The following is a 22698-nucleotide window of genomic DNA, read 5'->3' as shown; positions in this document are numbered from 1 at the left end:
CAGGGCCAAACGAAAAAGGCCACCCGAAGGTGGCCTCTCGCGTCCGGCGGTAATCTGATCAGAGCAACAGCAGCAGGGCTGCCAACTCCTCTTCTTCCTCAAGCTCGGCCAGCGCCCGCGCTGCGGCGGCGCGCTGCTCGGCGTGCTCGATCAACATGACTTCCTGTGCGCGCAGCGAGCGCATGCGCGCCGCAGCGACTGCTTCCTCAACCGCGATGCGCACCGGAGACGCCGGCATGCGCGGCGCTGGCGCAACCTCTTCGATGTCTTCTTCCGGGCCGTCCAGCCAATCCCGCTCGCGCTTCTTGCGCTTGCTCTTGCGGTATTGCCAGGCGGGCGGGTCAATGCCGCCCCCGCTACTGGTCGGCTGGGTGCCGGAGCCCACCGCAGGCTGTCCGAGCGCCTCGCCTGAGCCGATACCTGCGGCCGCGATCCCGGCTCCAACGGATGGCTGCCCGAAGGCTTCACCAGACGGAATGCCTGCCGCGAAGATCCCCGCACCGTTCACCACCGGCGCGCCAACCGCCTCGCCCGAAGCGATTCCAGTCGCCGTGATCGCAGCGCCCACCGCTGGCGCGCCCAAAGCCTGCGCCGATGCAACCCCTGCCGGCGCGACGACGGCGCCGACTGTCGGCGTCCCCAGGGCTTCCGCGCTGGCGATGCCGATCGCGGCGATTGATGCCCCGACGCCCGGCGTGCCCAGCGCCTGAGCGCTCGCGATGCCTGCCGGCGCCACCGTCGCGGCGATGGTGGGCGCTCCTGACGCCTCCCCGCTCGCGATCTGCCCAGCGCCGGTGATCCCCGATCCGGCCGCTGCGGCCTTGAAAACGTCGATCGCCACAGCGCAATCCGAGCCGCCGCCCGAGATCGTGAACGACGGCGTGAGCGCCGTGGTAGCGCTGACCACGCGAGACGCAGCGCAACCCGTCCAATAGAGGCTGTTGTTCCCCTCTTGCGTCTGGACCGTGAAGCCGCTCGACTCGCTCCACGTCCCAGTGAACGCGGTGCCGGTCATCGCGATGGCGATCGAGTCCGCCTGCGCCAGCGTGCCCGAGGTCACCGTCCAAGGCGGGTTGTTGTCGTCGGTCTGGGCCGAAGCGGCTGAATCGAGCGAGGCCGCAGCGACGCCGGCCAGCTCCAGCACATGCACCGTCGCATCCGAACTGCTGCCCCATGTCGCCGTCACCGTGTGGCCGCTGCCGCCCGTGATGTTTTCGCACCGGTAGCGCCGGATCTGTGCACCCGACGCGCTGGTCCGCGTCGTCCCGATCTGGGTGTACGTGTTGCCCTTGTTGTCGCTGATCGTCAGCGATCCTTGCCCGGAAGCATCTGAGACCCCCACCCAGATGGTGTTGCCCGACGTGCTCGTGAAACTCGACGTTGTAGTCGAGGTTGCGCCGGAGGTATTCGCCTTCCTTGCGTTGGCTACGGAGGCGGCCACGGCCGGCCCTTACAGCTTGAAGATCTTGTTCGCGCCGTTGTCCCAGGTGATCGGCACGGCCTGGCCAGCCGACGGCGTGAACGGCAACCCGCTGGTGGGCGTGTCGATGTAGACGATCACGCGCGCAGTGGCATCGCTGCCGGTGTGCTTGAAGACCACCAGGGCCTTGCTCGCGCTGGCCGCCGTGGCGTTGAGCGTGGTGTCCGCGGCATCGGCTACGCCGCTGGTAACCGTCTTGCTGCCGAGCGCGGCGCTCCGGCCATTGTCCACCGCGCCCAGGTCCGCCAGGAACTTATGAGCCGCGCTGAACGTGTAGGTGCTGAGCACCAGCATGACGCGGATGTCGTCGGTGTCCCAGTCGATCGAGCCGTCTAGGAAGCCTTCGCGGCCCGGGTCGTAGAGTGCGTTCGCCATGTTTGGGTTCCTACTGGACGGTGATGGTCTTGCCGTTGCTGAGCGTCGCGGTGCGCGGCCGCATCTGGGCCTGCGCCAGCTCGGCCAGCGCCTGGGCCTGCGCGGCCATCGCCGCGGCGATCGTGTCCAGCGCGCTCGGCTTGGGCGCGCCGGTGGCCTCGTCGGTTTCGGTGCTGATACCCTGCTCGCCGAGTTGGTTGGCCTGCGTTATCGTCTCGATACGCACCTTTTCGGCATCGGCGCGCGCCTTCTCGGCCTGCGCGTGCTTGAGCTCGACGTCGGCCAAGTCCTTCGGCGTCATGGGCTCCTGGCCCTGCGGCTGCGCCGGGGGCTGCTGGGTGCCGAGCACCTTCATTTCCTCGATGTCGAGCTTGCGCGCCTCCAGTTCGCGGTCGCCCTTCAACTGCTGGTTCTCCTGCTCAAGCTGCTGCGCGCGCTGCTGCAACTCCTCCAACTGCTTCTGCATATCGGGCGGGATCTGCGGCCCCTTCTCCATCTCCTCAAGGATGCTGCGCTTGGTGTCCGGCTTGATGGCCGAGGCCTGGATGAGCGCCTTCGGCGGGATCGGCACGCCGTTCTTGGCCAGGCCCGCCAGGATCTCGAACTGCTCGGACTGCAGCGACGCCAGGTCGGGGCCTTCCTCGATGACGATGTCCACGTCCAGGCCGCTGACATCGTTCTCGACGTCCACCACCTCGCGCAGCCGCGGGTCGTACGGGCCGCTCAGCCCGAGCTGCTGCACCATGGCCTGCTGCTCTTGCGGCGCCAGCTGCGCGAGCTTGTCGCCCAGCGTGACCTGCTTGTTGAGGCCGACGAAGCGCACGTTTCGGTCGTCGTCGGTGACGCGGATCCACTTCTCGGCGGTCCAAAACTGCCGCACGCGCATCCACATCGCCTCGAAGACTTCCTGCGTCCACTCGCGCAGGCCGTCGGCCAGGGGCTCCAGCTCCACCGCGCCGGCCTGGATGCGCGTCTGCAGCGCGACACCCGACTGCGAACGTTCGTCCTTGCCCTGCATCGCGGCGTTCGCGCCCGTGGCGTTCATCTCGGCCAGGGCCTGCTGCATGAGCTCGATCTGGCCGTTCGCCATGTCGCCCGTCGGGATGACGCCGAAGTCCTCGCCGAACTTGGCCCCGTCCTGCAACTCGACATGCCCGTCAGGCTTCGCCAATTCCACCTTGGCCTTGGCGGTGTCGGCCAGGGCCAACTTCTTGCCGAAGGTCTGCCGCTGGCTCAGCAGGTGCAGCGACTTGCTGCGGCGCTTGTTGATCTCGTCCTGCAGCGGGATCAGGCCCTCGACGTGGCCGTAGCGCTCGTTCTCGCGGTTGACGTAGGCCGAGCGAATCTTGAGCGACGACGTGGGTCGGCCGAACTTGTCGAGATACGGCGACTTCTCCGGTGGCTCCAGGTAGCCGCACTTCGTGTACGTGCACAGGAACCAATCATCACCCTCGCGGTAGTGCATCTGCACCACGCGCACGCGGGTGCGGCGGTTGTCGCACCAGGTCCCGTACTTGGGTCGGTCGTCGAAGGTCTCCGAAGCGGACGTGCTCGACAGCGTGTCGTTGATGGAGTCGGCGTAGTTCGGCCACTTGCGCCGCGCTTCCTCCGCGTCCATCCAGATCACGATGCCCTTGTAGTTGGCGTCGCTGAAGTCGAGCTGGCGCGAGTGCGGGTCGATCACCAGGCGGTCCCACGGCACCCGCTTGACCTTGATCATCTGGTCGCCGTTGGGCATCTCCTCGACGACCACGTCCGCACCGCCATAGCCTTCGACCAGGATGTCGTTGTAGACCTCCGAGCGCACCGCGTTGAACTTGTTCTGATCGGCCACATAGCGCAGCGCGTCGGTCGCTGCGTTGCTCGTGTCCTCGTCGTCCGGGTTGCGCGGGAAGGCCTTCGGATCGGTGCGCGAGCGGCGCTCGATGCCGCAGATCGTGTCAACCTTGCGTTGGATGTAGTTGACGTAGATCGGCGGCTGCCCGCGCTTCTTCAGGATCGCGATTTCCTGAGCGGACAGCTGGTTGTTATTGTAATAATCGCGACACCTTTCCGACCTCAGCCGGGCCTCGCGTCCAGTGTCTTCCGCTTCCTCAAAATAGCCGACCAGCTTTGACAGGTGGTCGCTGTAATCGTTGGGCTCAGCTTCCGGCGCGCGCACCTCCGCCCCGGCCGACTCTCCCATCAGCCGTTCCATCGCGAGCATCGCCATTCAGTTCTCCGGGATCAGGACAGCGCCGCCGTGCGCCTGGCGCACCTGATCAGCCATCCCTGTGAGGGTCGCGCGCATCTCCGCGCTCAGGGCTTCCCAGCGCGGGGCATCAGCCACCAGCGCATCGAAGTTGCGAAGCAGCGCCGCGCGCTGCTGCGGGTGCATGCGCTTCACGCGCTCGGCATACGTCGGGTCGGTCAGCTGGTTTTCCATGTGCCCTCCCCGTCGTCTTCCTTGTTGAACACTTCGTCCCAACGGTCCACGAACCGCTTGACTTCCTGCGGCGGCAGCACTGCCGGGTGCGCGTCCGCGATGGCCCGCCCGATCAGCGATGCCATATCGACCTCGTCGTCATTGGCACCGGCCGGAAACTTCACGTACTGGTCCAGAATCCGGTCGCCCTCGGGGCCCTCCGGGATCCACACGCGCCCCATCGACGCCATGCCCTGAAAAGGCTGCGCCTTGGTGGGCTTGTCGTTGCCGTGCGGGCTGATCGGCTCCACACGACAGAAGGTCTGCTGCTCGCGCATCATGCGAGTGACGAAGCCCGCCACCGACTTCCAGTTGTTGTCGGCCTCCGGAAACCAGGCGATCGGCCTGTGCTTCTGGATCAGCCCGACCTTTTTCTCGGCCTTGTTGCCCACCACGCGGTCGGCCAACACATCCATCGTCACCTGTTCGCAGAAGCCGTCGAGCAGGTACAGGTCCCCCAGGTGATCCACGCCCCAGATGCGCGCGCCCGAGTAGTCGTTGCCTTCGCCGCCCGCCGGCGCGTGGTCGCTGGTCATGTACTTGTTCAGGTGCTTCGGCTCGCTGCCGGGCCGGAAGCGTCTGAACCACTCGCGCTTGAAGAACGTTCCTTCCTGCGCCGTCGGTTTCTGCTGGTACAGGCTCGACCAGGTGCGCGGGTTCCTCTTGAACGGCTCCCAGTGCTCTAGGCTGAACCACTCCGGCCACAGCGTCTCTCCCAGCTTTCGCCCGAGCGGGTCGTCCTTGCGGTCTGCGATCGCAGGCAGGCACAGCACTTTCCATCGGCGCCCATCGCGCCCATCGAACCATCCCGACTCGCCATCCCAGCCTTCGGGCAGGATCCGGCCGGCCAGGTCGTCCTCGTGCCAGCGCGTAAGAATCATCACCTGGGGGGCGCCGGGGATCAGCCGCGAGCAGAAGTCGTCCGTGTAGGCGTCCCAGGTGCTGTTGCGGATCACCTCCGACTCGGCCTCTTTGCGGCCCTTCATCGGGTCGTCGATGATCCCCAGCGCACCGCGGTTGCCGGTCAGCCCGGACAGCAGGCCGCCGGCCATGAACTCCGAGCCGTTCGACAGCGTCCACTGGTGCACGGCCCGGTTGTCGGACCGCAGACCCATCTCCATCAGGTTCGCGAACGATCGCGAGTTGATCAGCTGCCGCGCCCGGCGGCCCTGCTTCTCCGCGATCTCGCTCGCGTAGCTGGCCAGAATCACGTTGCGGCGCGGCTTGCGCGCCATGAACCACGGCACGAACACGACGTCGCTGTAGGTGCTCTTCGCCGAGCCCGGCGGCATCAGCACCATCAGGTTCGGGATCGTCCCGTTCTCGACGCCCTGCAGGTCCCGCAGCAAGAGCAGATGGTGCGCGGCCAGGGTGTCGAGCCGCATCACGCTGAAGCGATCTTCTTCCGCCTCGTCCGTCATCGGCACCGTGGGGATGTCAACCAGGCACGCGAAGTCCGGCAGGCTGCGGCGCGCCAGCTCGCGCCGCGCAGCCAGGACGTCAGCTTCCGTGAACCGCAATGCTTGCGAGCGCACGGAGTTGCTCATCGCTCAGGCCCGAGACATCGACGGTCGATTTCGATTCGATCGGCCCGCCTTCCGGGCCACTGTGCTCCACACGATCCCGCAGCATGCCGAGATGCCGCATGGCATTCGTCAGCGCGGTGTTTTTGTCGGCGATCTTGAACTTCTTGGTGTAACCGACGAACACTCGATCCTCGCCCGAGCCTTCGTACTCCTCGGTCACATCCAGACCGGCCAGCGCAGCCGCCGTGTCGTCATCCAGTTCGTTGATCGGCTTCGGCGCGCCATCCGGACCAAGCAGCTTGCGCGGGTCGAAGAAGGCGATGCGCGCAAGCTCCTGTAAAACCCGATCCTGCGAGATCTCCGTGCGCTTTTCGCGCTTCGCCATCAATTCGGCGACTGCTTCCGAAACCTTACGATGTGAGAGCAGTTCCGAGGCCGTTACTTCCGCTCGCCTTACGGTATACCCGGCACGAATGGCCGCTTGCTTGCCGTTCAGGTCAATCAGGTACTCGGCCACGAACCGCTGTTGTTTCTTCGTCAGGGCCATTGCGACCTCCTCCCTATCGGCCCATCCGACTAACGCGCGTCCGGCGCGCTGGGCCTGTGCGGTTCTCACTCTCGCCTCGCTCCATCGAGTGCGGATGGCTGGAAACTGGGCGCGGTTTACCCGCCGCGCCGACACGCGAGGCTGGTGCCTGTCGCCGGGTGGTGTTGATTCGCGGGCTCTTCCCCCACGTGTCACAACGCCGGCCGAGTTCAAGCACCAGAACCAGCGTGCCGGGTCAAACCGGCAGTTCGAGCGTGAGTCCCCATTGGGTGGTTCGCCGCACCTCGCAGATACGATGGGAGTTCTCACACAACCATCGGCAGGAGGGCGGAATGCCAAATCAGTTTCATCCGGACGACGTTGAGGCAGTACTTTCTGCCATGGCCGCCTTCGAAGCGCGCTGCGAGGAAATCATGACTCTCCTTGGCGAGAAGCGTTGGCTTCCCCCAGCAGAGCGGGAGGCGGTCGAGGAGCTATATCGTTCACTCAAGAATGACCTGAAGACCGCTGCAAAAGCGCCGTTTGTGCATCAGCCCACGCGAAACAGAGCACTCACAGTGTGCGAGTCGGCGTTCTACGATCCAGCGGTGCGCAAGGCCGCCATTGCCTTGAGGCCCGCCACCAACTCAAATCCGATCGGGTCTCATTGGTACTCGGCCGTCCATGAAGCCCAAATGGAGTTCTCCTACTATCGGCACAGCCTAAAGCGAGCTCTCGAATTAGATTGAGCTCAGCGCTCATTTCGCTGATCCTGTTCCTCGCCGGATCAGCGAGCGATGCGGCTTGTGGAGGGTCTTCGAGGGTGGAAGCAGAAACGCCGAGCGGAAACGAAAAAGCCCTCCACGCGGAGGGCTCGAGTCTCTGAGCTTCACCGGCAGCGCCGCCTCCTACATGGATCGGGCGACCACTATGCGTATGCGCTCAGTCGTTGGCGCGGATTGTACCCAGGATGCAAGCAAATGTCGCGAGACCCAGCTAGACCCCGCGGTTGACGAGCATCTGCCGGCCGTCGGTTAGCAACTTTGCCAGCCCGGCCAGAGTCGTGCCGATGGACTGGCAGGCCTTCCGAGGGCTTACGGGTTTGATGTAGGCCCAGTGCAAGGCCGCAGCGTGCCCGCGAGGCAGCGCGGCAACCGCCCGGGCGATCCTGATCGCATCCGACCGGTCCACCGGCTCGGCCGTGACGCTGCCGTACGCACGGGCCCGCGCCGCCGGTACCGCCAGCCGGAACATCGGCGCGGAGGCGGCATGCGGCGTGCTGGTGCACCAGGTGCCCCAATTGCGCAGCCGGCGGTCGATGTCCAGCTGGTGCGGCTCAACGGCATGGAAGTCGATCTTGAGCTCCCAGCGTTCCGGCTTGTACCTCGGGCGCGCTGGCGCGGGAGGCGCCGGATCGACATGGGCCCGGGCTTCCGCCGCCCAGATGTCGCCGGCCATCTGGATCAGGCTCTTGGCTTGTGCGGACAGGGGCCGCGGTTTCGTCTCGAGCATCAGACCTCGAGCCGGCGCAGCAGATCGGACAGCACGGCCGCCGTGGACTCCGACATCCGGGCGAGATGGCCGAACTCGGTAACGATCGGGCTCCCGCCGTGCATCGGCGTTGCGCGCTTTGCCTCCTGTTCCCCCGTCGACGGTTCCGGGGCCAGCACAGGCCCGAGGCGCGTCCGCAGTTGCTCGACAACCTTGCGCAGTTGGTCGGCGGCTTCCCGGGCCTCATCTGCCGCTGCCTCGGCTGGCGTCCCGTTTCGGGGCGCATCGCCGGCAATCAGGCCCGTGACGAACGCCTGCCGGTCCTGCGCCTGCGCCAAGCGTTGCTTCTCGCGGATCTGCTGCGAGAAGTTGTCGCGCCCTTGGCCGATGGCCCGGGCGTCGCTGAATTCATCCATGGTTGGTCCTTTCGTGGTCGAGGGTGTTGTGATCAGGGCCCGCTGCCATGCGCGCAGCCATCGGGTTGCCATCGGGGGGCGATGGCATTTGCCATCGGGGTGCCATCGGGTGGGCATCCGTTTGCCACCTCTGGCCAGCAGCTGCGCATCCGCTGCGCAACCGTTGTTTCCGGTGGCAAGCCGTTGATTTCATTGGCCCGGCTCCTCGGGAAAGAGCGGGCCCGCGCCGACGGGCGCCGCAGACGGCCGTTGCCACTCCGTCACGGCCTGCTTCCCGTCATCGAATTCGAGGCAGAACTCGCGGGCGAAATCGGAGGTCGCGTCGCTGAACATCCGATCGGTCACCACGTCCGCGCGCTCCGGATCCGGGTGGCCCCACAGGCCTTCGTCCAGATGCTCGATGCGTTCCTTCAGGAACAGCATGCGGCGCTTCAATGTGGCGACCATGGCCTCCGCGCGCTTGGTCCGCTCGCGCTCGGCCGCCAGCTGGTCCTGCGCCGTCGCGTTCAGTTCCTGGCGGATGCCCAGCGCCTCCGCGATCAGCGGAACATGCCAGCGGTGCACCGCGATGCGGTCGGCTTCGTCGGTGTGGCCGCCCTGCTGCAGGATCACCATGTCCTCGCTGTGGCTGACCTCGATGCGCAGGTCCGGCAGGTCGGCGATCAGCGCGCCTTCGTCGTGCGGCGTGGTCATGCTGCGCACTCCGGGAACGTGCCCAAGGCCTCCACCACGCCGGCGGAGGGCTTCGTGCGCCACGCAGCCGATGCGGGGTTCTCCAGGCCGAAGTACTGCAGGTTCACCTCCACCCACGCAGCGGCCACCGGCCGGCGCGTGTAGTCGACCACGTCGGTGGTCGCGTCCATCTTCGACACGAAGAAGTAGCCGGGATGTTTCAGCGAGGGCTCGACTGCGAACACCGTCGTGTCCGGCAGGATCACCGCATAGCACTGGCCAGCCTCGGGCACGAACTCCGCCACGGGCGGTCCGCCAGGAAATAAACGCGGCGCGTCCACCACCAAATGCGACACCGGCTTCGCATTTGCCTGGGGCTTCGGTTTCGTCACCAACGCCCTCAAGGGCAGCGGTCGGCCCTGGGCCACCTGCATGTAACGCTGCACTTGGCGGGCGCTGACGAAGATGTTTTCCTCCAGCCACGGCAGCCACTCGCCATGCTTCAGCGCAGCCTTGACCTCCAGCAGAAGCTTGCCGGCCTCGGCGGCATGGTTGATCGCCTCGTCTGCACGCAGGCAGGCGAGTTCGTGGTGCCGGTTGATGTCCGACGCGATGTTCAGGCGCAGGGCGGAATCCATGATCTCCGCCCCTCACGCTGCTACCTGCTCGAAGAGCGGGCCGGCGCTGGAGGTGTCCCGCTTCTGTCCCTGGGGACAGGCCTCTGGTGTCCCTGGGGACGCGGCGGGGACAGCCGGCGCTGCTGCGGCGGCGGGCTGCTGCTCGAAGTCGGCGCAGACGAAGTTCAACATGTCCCAGATGCAACTCGTCGCATCAAGCTCACGATCGAGTTCCTCGTGCCCCATGCCGGCCGTCAACAAGAGATCCTCGTGCAGAGACACCACCCTGCCCCGGATATTGACCAGGGCACGCTGTAGGCGCGAGATCTCCGCGCGGGCCGCCGCGAGCTCGGCCGGCACCGCGCCACCGGTCAGGATGCCCAGCTTCTCGGCCAAGTGGCGGACGTGCATCGGGTGCACGGCAACCCGGAAGTAGTCGATGTCCTGGCCACCCAGTTGTTCAAGGTTCCAGGTCCCGTCGCCGTTGTCGACGATCGTGAGGTCGGGAATGTTTTCGACGCCGGCGGGCGGCTTGGTAGCAGTCATGATTTCGTTTCCTTCAGGTGGTTGGAACAGGCAGGACAGATGGTTTATCTAGATACTGTCCGTGGGGCGGACTAGAGAGGGGGGTGTTTTGGGCCCGCATAGGTCCGTGTGGCGGACTAGAGCGAGCCCCTTCTAGTCCGTGGGGCGGACCTATAGAGGGGTTCTCTAGTCCGTGCGGCGGACTAAGGGATGCGTTTTTGTTTTCGGGCCGCCATTTCTCGAAAAGCTGCTCGCGCGTCGGCTTTGGATCCGGCATCGGCGGCGCGGCATCGCCCTTGCGGTAGGCACTGCGCACGAAGGACTCCAGGGCGCCCTGATCGAAGCCTGGCAAACGATCGAGGGCCAGCCAGGTCACCGCGTAGCGCGATGGCTTGTTCGGCCGCTGGCCCTTCACGGTCTCGAAGATCAGGCCAACGTCCAGCAGCTCGGTCTTCGACTTATGGAGCGTGCTCTGCGAGGTCCAACCCAAGGGCTTCATGTGCGTGGTTGAGCACAGCAGCCACCCGTTGTTCGAGCCCTTGAGCTGCATGGCGATGTCCATCAGCAGAGCGCGGGCGTACACGCTCACCCGGCGATAGGCGGGTGACTCCAGCACGACATGGGGAAGCAAGAGAAAGCTGCTGCCGTCCCGGCTGGTCTTCTTGTACCTGACCGACATCACCACTCCATGCGGTCGCGCTCGATCTGCTCCGCACGCAGGACGGCGCTTTTCACCTCGGCCATCGTGGAGACAGTCCACTCGACGCCGTACAGGCACACCACGTAGAGCCGCGGCCCATCGTCGGGGTGCGTGCGCCAAGCGTCGCAAGATGGAATGGCCCGCAGGCGATCGCGCCATGCTGGCCAGTCTTTGGGCCCAGCAGGCCCGGCGCGCTGGATGCGGCGCGGACGCCGAGTGGCATGCGGACATGCGACTTCGCCGCCACGCATCAGTCCCACTCCAGGTGGCGCACCGTCTGGACGGTGCTCAGATGCTGTTTCGCCATCAGCAGCAGCGCGTCGACGTAGTCGGTCGGCAGGCAGCGCATGTTCTCCCCGACCACACGCAGGCCCGCGTGCGCGAGCACCGCGGCAAAGCGCTCTGCGTGGTCGTTGAGGAAGCGCGACAGCGTCGATTCGCTGATCCCCATGCTCGCGGCAATGGCGGCCTGGGTCGAATTGCGCTGAACCGCCTGCAGGATCGAGGTCTGGATCTTGTGGGCGCGGGCGTCGAGGGCTTCGCTCACGTTGCATGCCCTTCCGCCGCCATGCGCCCGCTTGCGGCGGATTGCGACGGCCTTGCTAGGCCTTCGGCGCCACGGATCGGAGACTTCGGTGCCATGACCTACCGCCCTGCCCTTTCCGCCGATCCCGCGCTGATCCACAACTCAACGCGAACTCTCATGTCGACCAACGCGGCCCCAGGCCAGCCCGGCATGGCTCGGACGGCCGTGCACATCTCGCGATTGAGCATGCGATGGAACGAGGGCGTGCTCGAGGTCCGCTTTTCCGAAAGCAGGATCGAGTCGCTCGAGCCAGTTCGGCGCCTGCGCCCGGTGACTGGTCGACGCCTCGGAAGGTGACGGGCCATGGCTCAAGCCGCCTTCGGCTCGGGCAAGGTTGCTGCGCGCTCGCGCCCCCCAAGCCTCAGTTCCCAGAGCGCCTGAAGCTTGCGCGCACGCTTCGAAGGCACGTCCTTAGCCTTCCCCCGCGCGATTCGCGACAAGGTCGGCTGCGGGATGCTCGTCTGCTCCGAGATGGCCACTTGCGTCATACCGGACGCAAGCAGGGCTCGCAGGTAGTCGGGTGCTTCCATGGATATTCCATTTTCCATATTCATAGGATTTTGATGTGTCGTTCATGAATATGCAAGTGCGATTAAATGAAGCCATGGACACGCTTGGCTCTCGAATCAAGGCCGCCCGACTACGCAAGGGCATGACGCAGGCGGAGCTATCGCAGCGGGCAGCCGTTGGGCAGGGAGACATCTCCAAGCTGGAGAACGGCACGGTGTCGGGATCGACCAAGGTCGTGCAGATGGCACGCGCCCTCGGCTGCGATCCCTACTGGCTGGCGACAGGCGAAGGTGAGCCCTGGGGGCAGCCCGCTTCGCCAGACATGGAGTTCACAGGGGGTGGCAATGTTGTCGGCTTGGCAGTCCGCGGCTCCTCATTGTTCTTAGAGGGGAACGTCCAGATCGATGAGCATGACGCGGCAGCAGGTGGCGTCGTGCTCGGCTCGGGCGTGCACGATGGGTATGCCATCAAGGTTGTCGGCGACAGGAACGCGCCCGCGCTGAAGGATGGGCAGTTTGTAGTTGTCGAGGCCACCAGCCCTGTAGCACCTGGCGATCTAGGCCTGTTTCATCTCAGCAATGGCGACGTGTTACTGCGCGAGTTGCTTCGCGAGACCGACGACAACTACTACGTCGACTCTGCGGCCTGGGGTGCTCGGCAGACACTACCCAGGGCCTCGGTGACCAAGACCGAACACATCGTCGCTGTCGTTTCTCCATCCCGCTGGCGCAAGATCGAGTAGAGAAATATTCATTTGCGCTTGACGACTGACTGTCGTATTTGAATAATCGCTCCACGCCCATCCCGGGCGCTGTGGAGCGAGAAATGGATTTCGACGAAGCTTATGAAGCGACGGTGAGCCGCGAGCAGGCCCGCCGCGAGATCGCCCGACACGACTGCGACGGCGGCTTTGAAGCCTTCCTGACCGAGGTGGGCGACCGGGCCAGCTATCGCGGTTCCGAGGTTCTGACCTGGCTGGGGTACTGACCATGGCCTGGCTCGATCTCATCCTCGCATCACGCCTATTCGGCTGGTTGTTCGGCGACATGCATGGCCGCGACGAGCGCGAGGACGCCACGCCCGCCCGTGTCGTCGCCTCGGCCTTCGCAATCGCAGTCCTCTCTGGCTGCGGCGGCGGTGGCGGTGGCGGCGGCGGTGGGGGCCCCATCGCGACACTGCCCGCCCCGACCCACCAGAACCCGCAGCCCGAGCAGCCGATCAAGCCGCCGCCCGTGTGCTCGGTCTGGCTCGAAGGCGACAGCATCCTGCACGGCTCCACGTTCGGCGCCGGCCGACTGACTGAGCCGCCGGCCGCGGCCATCAAGCGCATGCGGCCGATGTACACCGTCACCGATCGCAGCCAGCCCGGCGCCTACGTGAACTTGCGCATGCCCGGCTTTCTGACCGAGCTGCTCGACGCGAGGTTCATCGTGATCGAGTTCGGCATCAACGACGGCGGCAACGGGTTCGACTACAAGGAACCGCTGCGCGCCATGGTGCAGCGCGCGAAGGGCCTCGGGCGCACACCGGTCGTAACCGGCTTGTCGCGTGTCCGCGGCGCTCCGCCGTGGCGTGATGCCTACGACGACCTGGCCCGGCAAGTGGCCGCCGAGGAAGGCGCCATCTTCGCCGACTGGGGCGCGGCCGCATTCGACCCGGCCGACATGGCCGACGACGTGCACCCGGGCCAAGCCTACTCGACGCGGCTGGTCGAGCAGTTGGTGCGCGCACTGGACAAGGCCGCGCCGGAGTGCAACGCATGACGGCACTCAACACCATGGTCAAGAAGGTGGCCGGGCTGGCCGACACCAAGGACGTAACGCCCTGGCAGAACCGCTTCATCAAGAACGTGGTGCGCCAGACCAGTAATGGCGACAACACCACCAGCCTCACCGAGGCGCAGATCGACACGCTCGAAGAGCTCTACGAAAGGCACTTCGCATGAGCGCGATCACTGCCGGGAAGGAAGAGCGCCTGCTGCGCTGGGCCACCGCCGACTACCTGTCCACCGCCGAGGTGCCGCAGCAGCCCAGCGACACCAGCGGCCTCGAGACGGTAAAGGGGCGCGAGTACGTCGTGCTCCGCAACATCAACGGCATCCTGGCCGTCTACCACGTGCGCTCGGACGGCACGATCTCCGAGCTGCTGACGTGGCCCCGGGAACTGAAATGAAGCGCCTTGCCGTCGATGCGGCCCTCTTCCCCCTGTTCCTGCTCGCGCTCGCGCTGCGCGCCATCTGGAGATCCCTTTGAACACTTCACCCATCATCATTTCCCAGATCGGCAACGGGCCGACGACTGCGCTCGACCTTCGCCTCATCCCGGACGACACCCGTCTGCGCATCCTGCACGCGGCGAACATCCTCGCCGGTGCGATCGGCGACGGGCGAGTCGTGGTGGCCGAAGACAGCGACGCCTTCGCCGAAGCGGCCATCGACGAACTGGGAGCCGCGGTGAGCGCGCTCGACGACCTGTTCACACCCAAGGTGCCGGCGACGGCCGAATATGGCAGCGGCCTGCAGCAGCGCTACCCCGTCATCCGCAACGGCGAAGAGGTGTTCGTCCTGCTGGAACACATGACCGACCTTGAGCTGCGCGCGACGGAAGCCCGCATCAGATTCCAGGCAGCGGCCGACGCCCGGCACGCGGACGAGTTGGAAGCGAGCCGGAGCGGTTCGTGAATCCGCTCGTGCTGACCGGCCACGAAACCGGCGAACATCTCATCAAGCAGTTGGTCGCCCTGCGCCTCACCGCGCGATGGCTCATCCACTCACGCGACGAGAGACGCAGCCTGCGCGCGGCGTGGGCACGCGTGCTCGAAAGCAATTCGGGCGACGCCACCGCGCAACGATGCATCGCGGAGCACGATGAGCGTCTGGTCGACCTGAAGTTCGCCGAGATCGAGATCGGCAACTACCTCATGCCGCTCTGCGCTGCTCTCGATGACGCCCAGGTGCCGCGCGCGGCAATCTTCGACGCCCTGGAGACGAACCGCGCCGATCGTGACACCGACTTGGTCCGGCAGTACGGCGGCAAGACCTCGCACCTCATCTGCGTGCTGGACCTCGAGAACTCCGCCACCAAGGACGACGACATCGCGATCCGGCCGCTGAAGTGGTGCCACACCATGGCCTTCATGCACGCGCTGCAGACGAACGAGAAGCTGGACCGAGTGGTCCACGACGAAGCGAACGACATGTTCGGCGGCGCCTTCGGCGAGTACCGCGAGCGGCCGCTGATGGAGCGGCTGGTGGGAGGCAAGGCGTGATGTCAGGGCTTGGGACGACCGCCGCTTCACTCCACCTTGATCGCCTTCGCGCCCCGCTTCGGGCGGACGAGCGGCGGATCGTCACCCGGCTTTGCCTTGGTGACTTCGTCCAAGCGACGAACCCGCCCTGGCTTCATCGCATCGCGGTAGAACTCGATTGCTTCCTTCAGTTTCGCCTGCGTGGCGAACAACTGCGCCGAAGATTTCTCGGCGGAGACATCGCGCCCCACCTCGATGCTTTCTGCCTCGACCAACATCTTCTCAAAAGTCTCGGCCTCGCGCGGCTTCAACGGGTTGAGCCCTTGCGCTCCGCAGCGCGTCAGCACTATGCGCAACAAATCGACAGCAGTTACGAACCGCACTTGGTGGATCTGGCTTGCCCATTCGTGGCGATAAACATCCGCTTGCAGGCGCGCCAACTCAAGCTTCATGAGCGGGTTGCCTTCGTCGTCAATGGCCTGCTCGAGGATAGAGACGATCTCGGCATTGAGGCTGCGCTTGCCATCCGCTGCGTGGCGCTCCAAGCGCTCGCGAAGTTCAGGCGGCATACGCAAGGGGTACGGCGGCTGTTGTTTGGGCTCCATCACCCAATCATCGACTCTTTTTGATCCTTCAACAAAGAATCTACTTGACTCTTCATAGTTGACTCTTTCAGAATCTACACCATGGCTACCGAACAAACTGCACCCACCCCGGTCCGCCTGCCCGAGGACTTGAAGGCGGCGCTGAAGAGCGCAGCCGACGAGAACGACCGCAGCCTCAACGGCGAGATCGTCAACCGCCTGCGCTCGACCTTCAAGGGAAAGCGCAAGCCCGCAGCCGACCAGCAGTCCGAGCAAGGCGGTGCCCAGTGAGCAGCATCGTCAAGATCAACGACACCGACCTGCAGGTGATCGAGTTCCAGGGCCAGCGCGTCGTGACGCTCACCATGGTCGACGCGGTGCACGAGCGCTCGAAGGGCACGGCCGGCCGCAACTTCCGGGAGCACCGCGCACGCTTCGTTGAAGGCGTGGATTTCTTCATCGCCAGTTCCGACGAAATTCGTCGGAACAACCCGGGCGCCATTCCTGACGCGCTTCGTCGGAACGATGTGATCCTGATCACCGAGGCCGGCTACACCATGCTGGTCAAGCCCTTCAACGACGACCTCGCCTGGAGCGTGCAGCGGCAGTTGGTCAACAGCTACTTCAACAACCGGCCGGTGGCGCCGCGCATCGCCTACGCCGTCGGCGCCCGTGACACGCTGACGAAGGCCGAACAGGACGAATTGCGCACGATCCTCACCGAGGGCGCCGAGCGCCTGCCGCTGAAGCAGCGGGGAGCCTTCCTGACGCGCGGCTGGAGCAAGCTCAAGGCGCACTTCAAGGTCAGCTATCGCGAGATCCCGCGGCGCGAGTTCGCCGAGGCGCTGTCGATCGCGAGCCGGCATGTCGCCGACCTGGATCTGCCGCAGGCGCTGCCGGCACCCGCCACCCTGCAGCCCCTCGAACAGGCGCTGCAGAGCATGCACCTGATGGCCGGCTCGGTCGCAGACCTGGCCGCCACCGTCAACGCGCTCATGTCCGAGCGCACCGCATCGGCTCGCGCCTCACCGCGCGGAGCCAGAAAAGGTGAAGCCCAGGCAGGTGAGAGCGCCCGGGCTTCTGTGAAAACCACCACCCCGTCTAAAGAGCAAAGGACTTCACATGTCGAATGATGCCACGTTAGCGCCTGCTCGCAAAGCCGGCTCTGCCAAGACCCCTGCGCCCTCTACAGCCGTCCCGGCCGCGCCGATCGAGAACGAGGCCAGCACCCTGACCACCGCTCAGGCGAAAACCGTGCTCGAGACGATCGCTGGCTATAGCGACACCCTTTGCAAGCTACTGATGCTGGCGCAGACCCAGGAGGACGAATGGGTTGCGGGAATTGCCGTAGACGCCGCCCTGATCATCGCGACGAGCATCGGCGCGCTGAGCGACACCGCGGCGGGCGGCTCGCGCGGCACGGTGATCGGTGGACACGACCGCTGGAACTTCGGCCCCAACTTCGGTGAGCGGGGTGCAGCATGAGCGCCGCCGCGACCAAGCCGCGCGCCAAGGGCGCGAAGAGCGCGAAGAAGGCAGACGCGCCGGCAGCGGAGACGCCGCAGTTCGCGATGTCCGAGATCTGCCGGCTGCTGCGGAGGGCCGAGGAACTGATCGACCAGGCCCGGGAGATCGGGGAGCCCGGCGACTTCGGCGAGCGCCTGATGCGCATGGCCATCGATCCAACGCTGACCGACCTTCACCGCAAGCTCCGGTCCGATGCGTTCTCTCGCGATTCTGTCGACGCGGCGATCGATGTGCTGGCCGACCTGCAGAGCCTGATCGACGGCGCCGGAGCCACAAGCGGCGGAGCCCGCAGCTTGGTCTTGCAGCAGGCCTTCGAGTGCACCGACAGCGCATACCACTTGATGGACCGTCCCGGCTTCTGGCCGGCCGAGCCGCAGATCTCGCAGAAATACGTCGACGAACAGCGCCATGCCTTCGAGGACGGCCGCGGCATGGCGCTCGAAATGCTGCGCAACGCCGACAGGCTCTTGCTCGCCGGCACAGATGACACAGCCGCCGCGAAGCGCTGGTGTCGCGGCGGCAAAGCGCAGTACCGGTTCGCCAAGATCTACCTGGAGTGGCTCATGGACAACCCGGAGACGCTCGAGGGGTTCGCTGCCGTGCTCTCCGCCAAGCTCAGTTGCGGGGGAGTCATCGCTGACGAATTCGATCTGTCGATGGCAGAGTTCGAAGCGGGCGAAGTTGGCGCCGATGGGACCGAGTCCGGTGGTGATGAGGACAACGTTCCGGCCGAGCGACCCACCACCGAGCCAGTCGAAGAGCAAACCGCGCCCCCGCAAGCAACAGGGATCGCCGAGGATGACGCTCATATGAATTGCAGCAACGCGCTCGAGATCACCAAGCTTCTGATCTGGATCGAACGTGCACGCTGCAACCTCAACAAGCTCTCCTTCTGGAGGACGAAGAGCGAGAAGTTACGCCAGCTGTGCGACGACTTCTCCATCAACGACGTGGCATGGGATGAACCGGACTCCGATGCGATGCGGACCCTCCTTTGGCTGCAGATGAACATGCTCGATGAGGCGATGGAGGTTCTGGCATGAACGTCCGCGCCGGGCTGTCGTTCGAGCAGCGCGCCGACCGCGACGCCTACGTCGGCCTGCCAGAAGCCCTGCTCGCCGCCGGCGTGCTCCGGCCCTGGCAACTGCCCGGTGCGCCAGGCAACGGCACCACCGCGGTGACCTTCCATGCCGACGGCACGCGGGCGCGGCGTGGCGATCCGCGAAGCCTCCTCGGCGAGTGCGGCCGCCTGCAGGTGCGCCGCGTCGCGAAGGGTTGCCTGCGCGTCGAAATCTGGCGCGGTGCCGTCGCCCCGCCCCGCGTGCAATGGCCCTTCCCTGTAGTCCATGGGAGCCCACCGCTATGAGCACACCGCCCCTTTCCCGCGAAGCGCTGGAGCCTCGCCTGGTGCACCTGATCGCCGGCCTGCGCCGCCACCAAGTCGAAGAGGCCGTGCAGCTGCTCTTGGACTACATCGACGGCAAGAGCCCCAAGAAGGCTGAGTTGGCCGAACCATCCGAGGCCCAGCTGGTCTGCTACGAGGCCTACCAGGTCGTCGGCTCGATGCTCTCGGACCTCAGGCAGTTCGGGAGCGAAATCGGCGACAAGATCCTGGACAACCTGAGCGCCGCGAAGCTGGTGCACAAGGACGTGCTGCCGTGGCCGCCATTCACGCCAGAGAAAAAGGCCCCCGCCGCGCCGCTCCCCGAAGGCACGATCGAGGACATCATCAACGGCTTGCCCGGCGGTCTCGACGGCTACCTCAAGACGTGGGGATGGCTCCAGTTCGCCCGCGGGATCGAGAAGGCGTTGGGCTGGGCGTGGCGGCCTGAGTTCGACGCCGTCAGCCAAAAGCAGGAGCAACTGGCCTACGAGTTCTGCGCAGAAATCAACGGCCTTGGCGGGAGCAAAGGCTCGCCGCCCGACCCCATCCGCCTTCTGGAGATGGCCCAGGCCTTGTACGAAGCCGAGCGCGAGGACGCAGCATGCACTGGGTGACGATCGAAAAGGCGGCGGAACAGACCGGCCTGCCAGCGTCCTTCTTCCACGAGCGCACCGGCGCCTCGGGCGAGTGGCCCGAGGGCAGGGTCTGGAAATGGTTCGACGGGCGGAAGCTTGTCGACCTGGACGCGCTGTACGATCTGATCGCCAAGCGCCCCAGCATCCCCAGCAAGCGAGGCCGGAAGCCCCGGCAGACCCAATGCCAAGAGGAACATCAACCGGCGTAATCGTCCGGGACGCCCACCTGCAGATCGATCTGCGCCGGCATGGCTTCGGCAAGGAGCGGTTGGATCTGCCGCCCACGCCCTCGAACATCCGCTACGCCGAGAAGCTGCGCAACGAGATCTTGGGCAAGATCGAGCGCGGCACCTTCGCCCTGGCGGACTACTTCCCGGACAGCCCGCGCTGCAAGACCGACGCGCCGAGCTTGACCTGGGCGCAGGTCGCCACCGAGTGGCTGAAGATCAAGAAACCAACGGTGCAGCACAGCACCATGCACCACTACGAGCAAACGCTGGGCAGCCTGCATTTCGACGAGGTGCGCGGCAAGCACATGGCCGACTTCGACTACCGGCTGCTGATGGGCCTGCTGGCCAAGCTGCCGGAGAACCCGAAGACCTTCAACAACATCGCCACGGTCATCAAGCAGGTCCTGCACTACGCCTACCTGGCGAAGACGATCCGGGAGCCCCTGCACGAGCACATCGCCATGCGCCGGCGCCAGGAGCCGGAGCCTGATCCGTTTGATCTCGCCGAGGTGGACCTGCTGCTCACCAAGTTCACGGAGGACGAGGCCCGCGACTACTACGAGTTCGCCTTCTTCTCGGGCCTGCGGCCGTCCGAGCAGATCGCCCTGCGCTGGACGCGCGCCGACCTGCGCTCCGGCACCGTCAAGGTGGACACGGCGCTCACCCGCGGCAAGGAAAAAGGCACCAAGACCAGCAGCGTGCGCATCGTCGAGCTCAGCGGCCGCGCGCTGCGCGTGCTCGAGCGGCAGCGCGCCCGCACGCAACTGGCCGGCGGCCATGTGTTCGTGGATCGACACGGGAAGCCCTTCGCCGGCACCGATGGACCGCTTGACGACTGGTGGAAGCCCGCCATGAAGGTCTCGAAGCTGCGCTACCGCGACGCCAGGCAGACCCGCCACACGTTCGCCACCATGTGCCTGATGGCGGGCAACCGGCCGGCCTGGGCCGCCGGGCAGCTCGGGCATTCGGTGGAGATGTTCTTCCGGGTCTACAGCCGCTGGATCAAGGGTGCCGACCACGGCGCCGAGCGCAACGCCCTGGACGCCTTCATCAGCCCCAAGACCGGGACAAAAACCGGGACAGAAGGGACGAATTCAACGTAGTTCGGCAGAGCCTCCAGAGGGGCGCCTATCGAGGGAATCCGCCGATTTCTGGCGTTTTCCCCTCAAAATAGGTTCGATTCCTGTCGGGGGCACCAGCAAGGTGTTGGTCCATCAGCCGCACCGCGCGCGGATGCACCGCGCGAGAAAAGGAGTGGCATGGCCAAACTCGTGTTCGGAATGAACCAGTCCCTGGACGGCTACGTCGACCATATGGCGTTCGGGCCAAGCCCCACGCTCTTCCGCCACTTCATCGAGGAAGCTCGGGGGCAGGCGGGCAGTGTGTACGGTCGCCGGATGTATGAGGTCATGCGCTACTGGGACGACGAGCACCCCGAATGGACTGCGGAGGAACAGGCCTTCGCGGCGGCGTGGCGGAAGCAGCCGAAATGGGTCGTCTCGCGCTCGTTGAAGTCGGTCGGCCCCAACGCCAGGCTGGTCGAAGGCGATCTCGAGGGGGCGATCCGTGCGCTGAAGGCCGAGCGCGATGGAGAGATCGAAGTGGCTGGCCCGGACCTGGCGCAAAGCCTCACCGGACTGGGCCTGATCGACGAGTACCGGATCTACCTGCACCCCGTCGTGCTCGGTCACGGCAAGCCCTACTTCGCCGGACCCCGGCCGCCGCTTCGCCTCGTGACCCATGATCGGATCGGTGAGGATGTGATCAGGCTGACCTACGTGCCGGCCTGATCTCGCGCCTCGCCAGATGGAAATCGCCGCGGCACCGAGCCGACCTCGTCAACAAGCGCCTTGGCTTTCCTGATGAGCTTCTCCGCAAGTGCATCGGCGTCTGCTTCACCGGACACCGCCAGCCGGCCTATGAAAACACCGTTTCGATGCACGTTCGCACCGACTGAGCCTGTACCGGTGTACTCGATGGTGATCCTGGCACCGTGATAGTCAAATATCGACCGGATACTTGAATCGGCCATTTGAATCTCCCGGAAGATCCATGCAGCCCTCCGAAGGGGAGTGCAGTTTCAACGGTCACCTCGTCGCAGCGGAACGCAAAGCTTAGACAGATTTCGACGACACGGACTGAACAACCGTCAAGAGACGGCCGATAGTTCAGCGTGATCAAGGGACGATTTCAGGCCCTGCCCGGCAGTACCTCCCGAGGGGCTCCTGTCGAGGGGATTCGGTTAAATTCCACGACCCGATCATGCATCTGCACGTCGACGAAGAGATCACCTTCCGCCGGCTCGAAATCCTCCTGGTCTTCATGGAGACCGGCAATCTTGCCCGCGCGGCCGAAAAGCTCGAGATCAGCGCGGTGAGCGTCCACCGCGCCCTGCACGCGCTGGAATCGGGGCTGCGCTGCGCCCTGTTCCGGCACGAGGGCCGCCATCTGCACCCGACCGAAGCGGCACAGGCACTGGCGGAGGTGGCACGCGATGTCCTGCGCACGATGTCCAAGGGCATCCGCGTCACGCGCGAAGTCGCCGGCTACTCGGCCGACCGGATCCGGATCGGCTCGCTCTACTCCCTGACGAGCCGCACGGTGCCGCGGCTGATCATGGGGATGAAGCTGCGCAAGCCGGACCTGCACACCGAACTGGTGCTCGGCTCCAACGCCCAGCTGCTGCAGAAGCTGCGCGATGGCACGGTCGATGCCGCACTCATGGCGATCCCCGAGGATGCCTCGGACGTCGAATCGGAGCCGCTGTTCGAGGACGACATCCACTTCGCCGCGCCCGTCGGCTCGCCTTATGCGGCGCAGAAGGAGATCGATCTGGGCGCGTGCGCCGGCGAACGCTTCGTGAGCCTGAGCGAGGGCTTCGTCACCTACAGCGGCTTCGTCGACACCTTTCGCATCGCCGGCTTCACGCCCAACGTGGTCATGAAGACGGACGACATCTTCTCGCTGATGAACCTGGTCAGCGGCGGCGTCGGCTTCACGCTGCTGCCGGGCCGCGTGCGCGGCGTCATGCCGCACAACGTGCAGCTGATACCGCTGCAGCCCCGATACCTGATGCGCCAGACCATCGCGCTCAATTTCCTGCGCACACGCGAGCGCGACCCCAACCTGCTGGCGCTGCTGTCGGTGTGCCGCCTCGCCAAGGCCGAACTCGGCTGAGTACGCCGCGGCGTCCGATTGGGGTTA

At 65.6% G+C, this 22698-nt stretch carries 35 protein-coding genes; 18 read left to right on the top strand and 17 right to left on the bottom strand.

Annotated elements, in window-relative coordinates:
- Window positions 1–58 precede the first annotated feature (58 nt).
- The 6 genes from A8M77_RS15670 to A8M77_RS15645 are packed head-to-tail and all read right to left on the bottom strand — an operon-like array spanning window position 59 to window position 6392.
- Window positions 59–1441: a hypothetical protein gene (locus A8M77_RS15670; protein WP_143694624.1), complete on the bottom strand. Its 1383-nt coding sequence runs from the start codon at window positions 1439–1441 to the stop codon at window positions 59–61.
- A 9-nt stretch (window positions 1442–1450) separates the two neighbouring features.
- On the bottom strand, window positions 1451–1855 hold the full coding sequence (locus A8M77_RS15665; protein WP_086922432.1) for a hypothetical protein: 405 nt from the start codon (window positions 1853–1855) through the stop codon (window positions 1451–1453).
- Between the two features lie 10 nt (window positions 1856–1865).
- A complete protein-coding gene (locus tag A8M77_RS15660) occupies window positions 1866–4067 on the bottom strand; it encodes a portal protein (RefSeq protein ID WP_086922431.1) in 2202 nt (733 codons plus the stop codon).
- Window positions 4068–4280, bottom strand: coding sequence for a hypothetical protein (locus A8M77_RS15655; RefSeq protein ID WP_086922430.1), 213 nt, complete (start codon window positions 4278–4280; stop codon window positions 4068–4070).
- Window positions 4265–5854: a terminase large subunit domain-containing protein gene (locus A8M77_RS15650; RefSeq protein ID WP_158100938.1), complete on the bottom strand. Its 1590-nt coding sequence runs from the start codon at window positions 5852–5854 to the stop codon at window positions 4265–4267. Before A8M77_RS15650 ends, A8M77_RS15655 begins: the two co-directional genes overlap by 16 nt.
- Window positions 5820–6392 (bottom strand): terminase small subunit, encoded by a 573-nt coding sequence (locus A8M77_RS15645; protein ID WP_086922428.1) that lies wholly within the window; start codon window positions 6390–6392, stop codon window positions 5820–5822. Before A8M77_RS15645 ends, A8M77_RS15650 begins: the two co-directional genes overlap by 35 nt.
- Window positions 6393–6724: 332 nt before the next feature.
- Between A8M77_RS15645 and A8M77_RS35250 the strand changes: the two genes are divergently transcribed.
- A complete protein-coding gene (locus A8M77_RS35250) occupies window positions 6725–7120 on the top strand; it encodes a hypothetical protein (protein ID WP_143694623.1) in 396 nt (131 codons plus the stop codon).
- A gap of 247 nt (window positions 7121–7367) precedes the next feature.
- Here A8M77_RS35250 and A8M77_RS15640 read toward each other — a convergent pair whose 3' ends face one another.
- From A8M77_RS15640 to A8M77_RS15600, 9 genes are all read right to left on the bottom strand, one after another.
- Window positions 7368–7883 (bottom strand): hypothetical protein, encoded by a 516-nt coding sequence (locus A8M77_RS15640; RefSeq protein ID WP_086922427.1) that lies wholly within the window; start codon window positions 7881–7883, stop codon window positions 7368–7370.
- Window positions 7883–8278, bottom strand: a complete 396-nt coding sequence (locus tag A8M77_RS15635; protein ID WP_086922426.1) for a hypothetical protein — start codon at window positions 8276–8278, stop codon at window positions 7883–7885. The genes A8M77_RS15640 and A8M77_RS15635 overlap by 1 nt, the downstream gene beginning before the upstream one ends.
- A gap of 189 nt (window positions 8279–8467) precedes the next feature.
- A complete protein-coding gene (locus A8M77_RS15630; protein ID WP_086922425.1) occupies window positions 8468–8971 on the bottom strand; it encodes a hypothetical protein in 504 nt (167 codons plus the stop codon).
- The gene (locus A8M77_RS15625) at window positions 8968–9588 is read right to left on the bottom strand and encodes a DUF3102 domain-containing protein (RefSeq protein WP_086922424.1); all 621 of its coding nucleotides are present in this window, start codon (window positions 9586–9588) and stop codon (window positions 8968–8970) included. The genes A8M77_RS15630 and A8M77_RS15625 overlap by 4 nt, the downstream gene beginning before the upstream one ends.
- Before the next feature lie 12 nt (window positions 9589–9600).
- Window positions 9601–10113 (bottom strand): hypothetical protein, encoded by a 513-nt coding sequence (locus A8M77_RS15620; protein ID WP_086922423.1) that lies wholly within the window; start codon window positions 10111–10113, stop codon window positions 9601–9603.
- Between the two features lie 13 nt (window positions 10114–10126).
- The gene (locus tag A8M77_RS15615; RefSeq protein WP_086922422.1) at window positions 10127–10771 is read right to left on the bottom strand and encodes a hypothetical protein; all 645 of its coding nucleotides are present in this window, start codon (window positions 10769–10771) and stop codon (window positions 10127–10129) included.
- A complete protein-coding gene (locus A8M77_RS35245) occupies window positions 10771–11043 on the bottom strand; it encodes a hypothetical protein (RefSeq protein ID WP_143694622.1) in 273 nt (90 codons plus the stop codon). The genes A8M77_RS15615 and A8M77_RS35245 overlap by 1 nt, the downstream gene beginning before the upstream one ends.
- Entirely contained in the window at window positions 11043–11339 is a 297-nt protein-coding gene (locus A8M77_RS15610; RefSeq protein WP_086922421.1) for a helix-turn-helix domain-containing protein, read from the bottom strand. Before A8M77_RS15610 ends, A8M77_RS35245 begins: the two co-directional genes overlap by 1 nt.
- Before the next feature lie 347 nt (window positions 11340–11686).
- Entirely contained in the window at window positions 11687–11908 is a 222-nt protein-coding gene (locus A8M77_RS15600) for a hypothetical protein (protein ID WP_086922419.1), read from the bottom strand.
- Window positions 11909–11952: 44 nt separating this feature from the next.
- Here A8M77_RS15600 and A8M77_RS15595 point away from each other — a divergent pair, with 44 nt between their 5' ends.
- The 7 genes from A8M77_RS15595 (at window position 11953) to A8M77_RS15570 (ending at window position 15155) form a co-directional block, all read left to right on the top strand.
- Window positions 11953–12630, top strand: a complete 678-nt coding sequence (locus tag A8M77_RS15595; RefSeq protein WP_143694620.1) for a helix-turn-helix domain-containing protein — start codon at window positions 11953–11955, stop codon at window positions 12628–12630.
- 83 nt (window positions 12631–12713) lie between these two features.
- Window positions 12714–12875: a hypothetical protein gene (locus tag A8M77_RS36445; RefSeq protein ID WP_192871624.1), complete on the top strand. Its 162-nt coding sequence runs from the start codon at window positions 12714–12716 to the stop codon at window positions 12873–12875.
- 2 nt (window positions 12876–12877) lie between these two features.
- Window positions 12878–13651, top strand: coding sequence for an SGNH/GDSL hydrolase family protein (locus A8M77_RS15590; protein ID WP_086922417.1), 774 nt, complete (start codon window positions 12878–12880; stop codon window positions 13649–13651).
- Window positions 13648–13833: a hypothetical protein gene (locus A8M77_RS15585; protein WP_086922416.1), complete on the top strand. Its 186-nt coding sequence runs from the start codon at window positions 13648–13650 to the stop codon at window positions 13831–13833. The genes A8M77_RS15590 and A8M77_RS15585 overlap by 4 nt, the downstream gene beginning before the upstream one ends.
- Window positions 13830–14060, top strand: a complete 231-nt coding sequence (locus A8M77_RS15580) for a hypothetical protein (RefSeq protein WP_086922415.1) — start codon at window positions 13830–13832, stop codon at window positions 14058–14060. The genes A8M77_RS15585 and A8M77_RS15580 overlap by 4 nt, the downstream gene beginning before the upstream one ends.
- A 76-nt stretch (window positions 14061–14136) precedes the next feature.
- Window positions 14137–14568, top strand: a complete 432-nt coding sequence (locus A8M77_RS15575; RefSeq protein WP_086922414.1) for a hypothetical protein — start codon at window positions 14137–14139, stop codon at window positions 14566–14568.
- Window positions 14565–15155: a hypothetical protein gene (locus tag A8M77_RS15570; RefSeq protein WP_086922413.1), complete on the top strand. Its 591-nt coding sequence runs from the start codon at window positions 14565–14567 to the stop codon at window positions 15153–15155. Before A8M77_RS15575 ends, A8M77_RS15570 begins: the two co-directional genes overlap by 4 nt.
- A gap of 26 nt (window positions 15156–15181) precedes the next feature.
- Here the strand turns inward: A8M77_RS15570 and A8M77_RS15565 are convergent, their stop codons facing one another.
- Window positions 15182–15739: an Arc family DNA-binding protein gene (locus tag A8M77_RS15565; protein WP_086922412.1), complete on the bottom strand. Its 558-nt coding sequence runs from the start codon at window positions 15737–15739 to the stop codon at window positions 15182–15184.
- Between the two features lie 81 nt (window positions 15740–15820).
- Here A8M77_RS15565 and A8M77_RS15560 point away from each other — a divergent pair, with 81 nt between their 5' ends.
- The 9 genes from A8M77_RS15560 to A8M77_RS15520 all read left to right on the top strand — a co-directional run bounded on the left by A8M77_RS15560 (window position 15821) and on the right by A8M77_RS15520 (window position 21284).
- Window positions 15821–16009 carry an Arc family DNA-binding protein gene (locus A8M77_RS15560; RefSeq protein ID WP_086922411.1) on the top strand — a complete coding sequence of 63 codons (189 nt, stop codon included), beginning with the start codon at window positions 15821–15823 and terminating at the stop codon, window positions 16007–16009.
- Window positions 16006–16851, top strand: a complete 846-nt coding sequence (locus A8M77_RS15555; RefSeq protein WP_086922410.1) for an ORF6N domain-containing protein — start codon at window positions 16006–16008, stop codon at window positions 16849–16851. Before A8M77_RS15560 ends, A8M77_RS15555 begins: the two co-directional genes overlap by 4 nt.
- Window positions 16841–17203, top strand: a complete 363-nt coding sequence (locus A8M77_RS35240; RefSeq protein ID WP_143694619.1) for a hypothetical protein — start codon at window positions 16841–16843, stop codon at window positions 17201–17203. The genes A8M77_RS15555 and A8M77_RS35240 overlap by 11 nt, the downstream gene beginning before the upstream one ends.
- Window positions 17200–18288, top strand: a complete 1089-nt coding sequence (locus A8M77_RS15545) for a hypothetical protein (RefSeq protein WP_086922408.1) — start codon at window positions 17200–17202, stop codon at window positions 18286–18288. Before A8M77_RS35240 ends, A8M77_RS15545 begins: the two co-directional genes overlap by 4 nt.
- Window positions 18285–18611, top strand: a complete 327-nt coding sequence (locus tag A8M77_RS15540) for a hypothetical protein (protein WP_086922407.1) — start codon at window positions 18285–18287, stop codon at window positions 18609–18611. The genes A8M77_RS15545 and A8M77_RS15540 overlap by 4 nt, the downstream gene beginning before the upstream one ends.
- Before the next feature lie 41 nt (window positions 18612–18652).
- Window positions 18653–19243 carry a hypothetical protein gene (locus tag A8M77_RS15535; RefSeq protein WP_143694618.1) on the top strand — a complete coding sequence of 197 codons (591 nt, stop codon included), beginning with the start codon at window positions 18653–18655 and terminating at the stop codon, window positions 19241–19243.
- Entirely contained in the window at window positions 19231–19473 is a 243-nt protein-coding gene (locus A8M77_RS15530; RefSeq protein WP_086922405.1) for a hypothetical protein, read from the top strand. Before A8M77_RS15535 ends, A8M77_RS15530 begins: the two co-directional genes overlap by 13 nt.
- Window positions 19446–20597 carry a site-specific integrase gene (locus tag A8M77_RS15525; protein WP_086922404.1) on the top strand — a complete coding sequence of 384 codons (1152 nt, stop codon included), beginning with the start codon at window positions 19446–19448 and terminating at the stop codon, window positions 20595–20597. Before A8M77_RS15530 ends, A8M77_RS15525 begins: the two co-directional genes overlap by 28 nt.
- A 156-nt stretch (window positions 20598–20753) precedes the next feature.
- Complete coding sequence (locus A8M77_RS15520) at window positions 20754–21284, top strand: dihydrofolate reductase family protein (RefSeq protein WP_086922403.1); 531 nt, start codon at window positions 20754–20756, stop codon at window positions 21282–21284.
- On the opposite strand, the gene A8M77_RS35235 is transcribed toward A8M77_RS15520, so the two are convergent.
- Window positions 21269–21526 carry a hypothetical protein gene (locus A8M77_RS35235; protein ID WP_143694617.1) on the bottom strand — a complete coding sequence of 86 codons (258 nt, stop codon included), beginning with the start codon at window positions 21524–21526 and terminating at the stop codon, window positions 21269–21271. The two genes, A8M77_RS15520 and A8M77_RS35235, sit on opposite strands and share 16 nt — an antisense overlap.
- A 230-nt stretch (window positions 21527–21756) precedes the next feature.
- Here A8M77_RS35235 and A8M77_RS15515 point away from each other — a divergent pair, with 230 nt between their 5' ends.
- A complete protein-coding gene (locus tag A8M77_RS15515; RefSeq protein WP_086922402.1) occupies window positions 21757–22671 on the top strand; it encodes a LysR family transcriptional regulator in 915 nt (304 codons plus the stop codon).
- The last annotated feature ends 27 nt before the right edge of the window (window positions 22672–22698 follow it).

It is taken from the genome of Variovorax sp. JS1663 (genome assembly GCF_002157355.1).
Classification (GTDB): domain Bacteria; phylum Pseudomonadota; class Gammaproteobacteria; order Burkholderiales; family Burkholderiaceae_C; genus Variovorax.
This window is presented reverse-complemented; position numbering and strand designations above follow the sequence as displayed.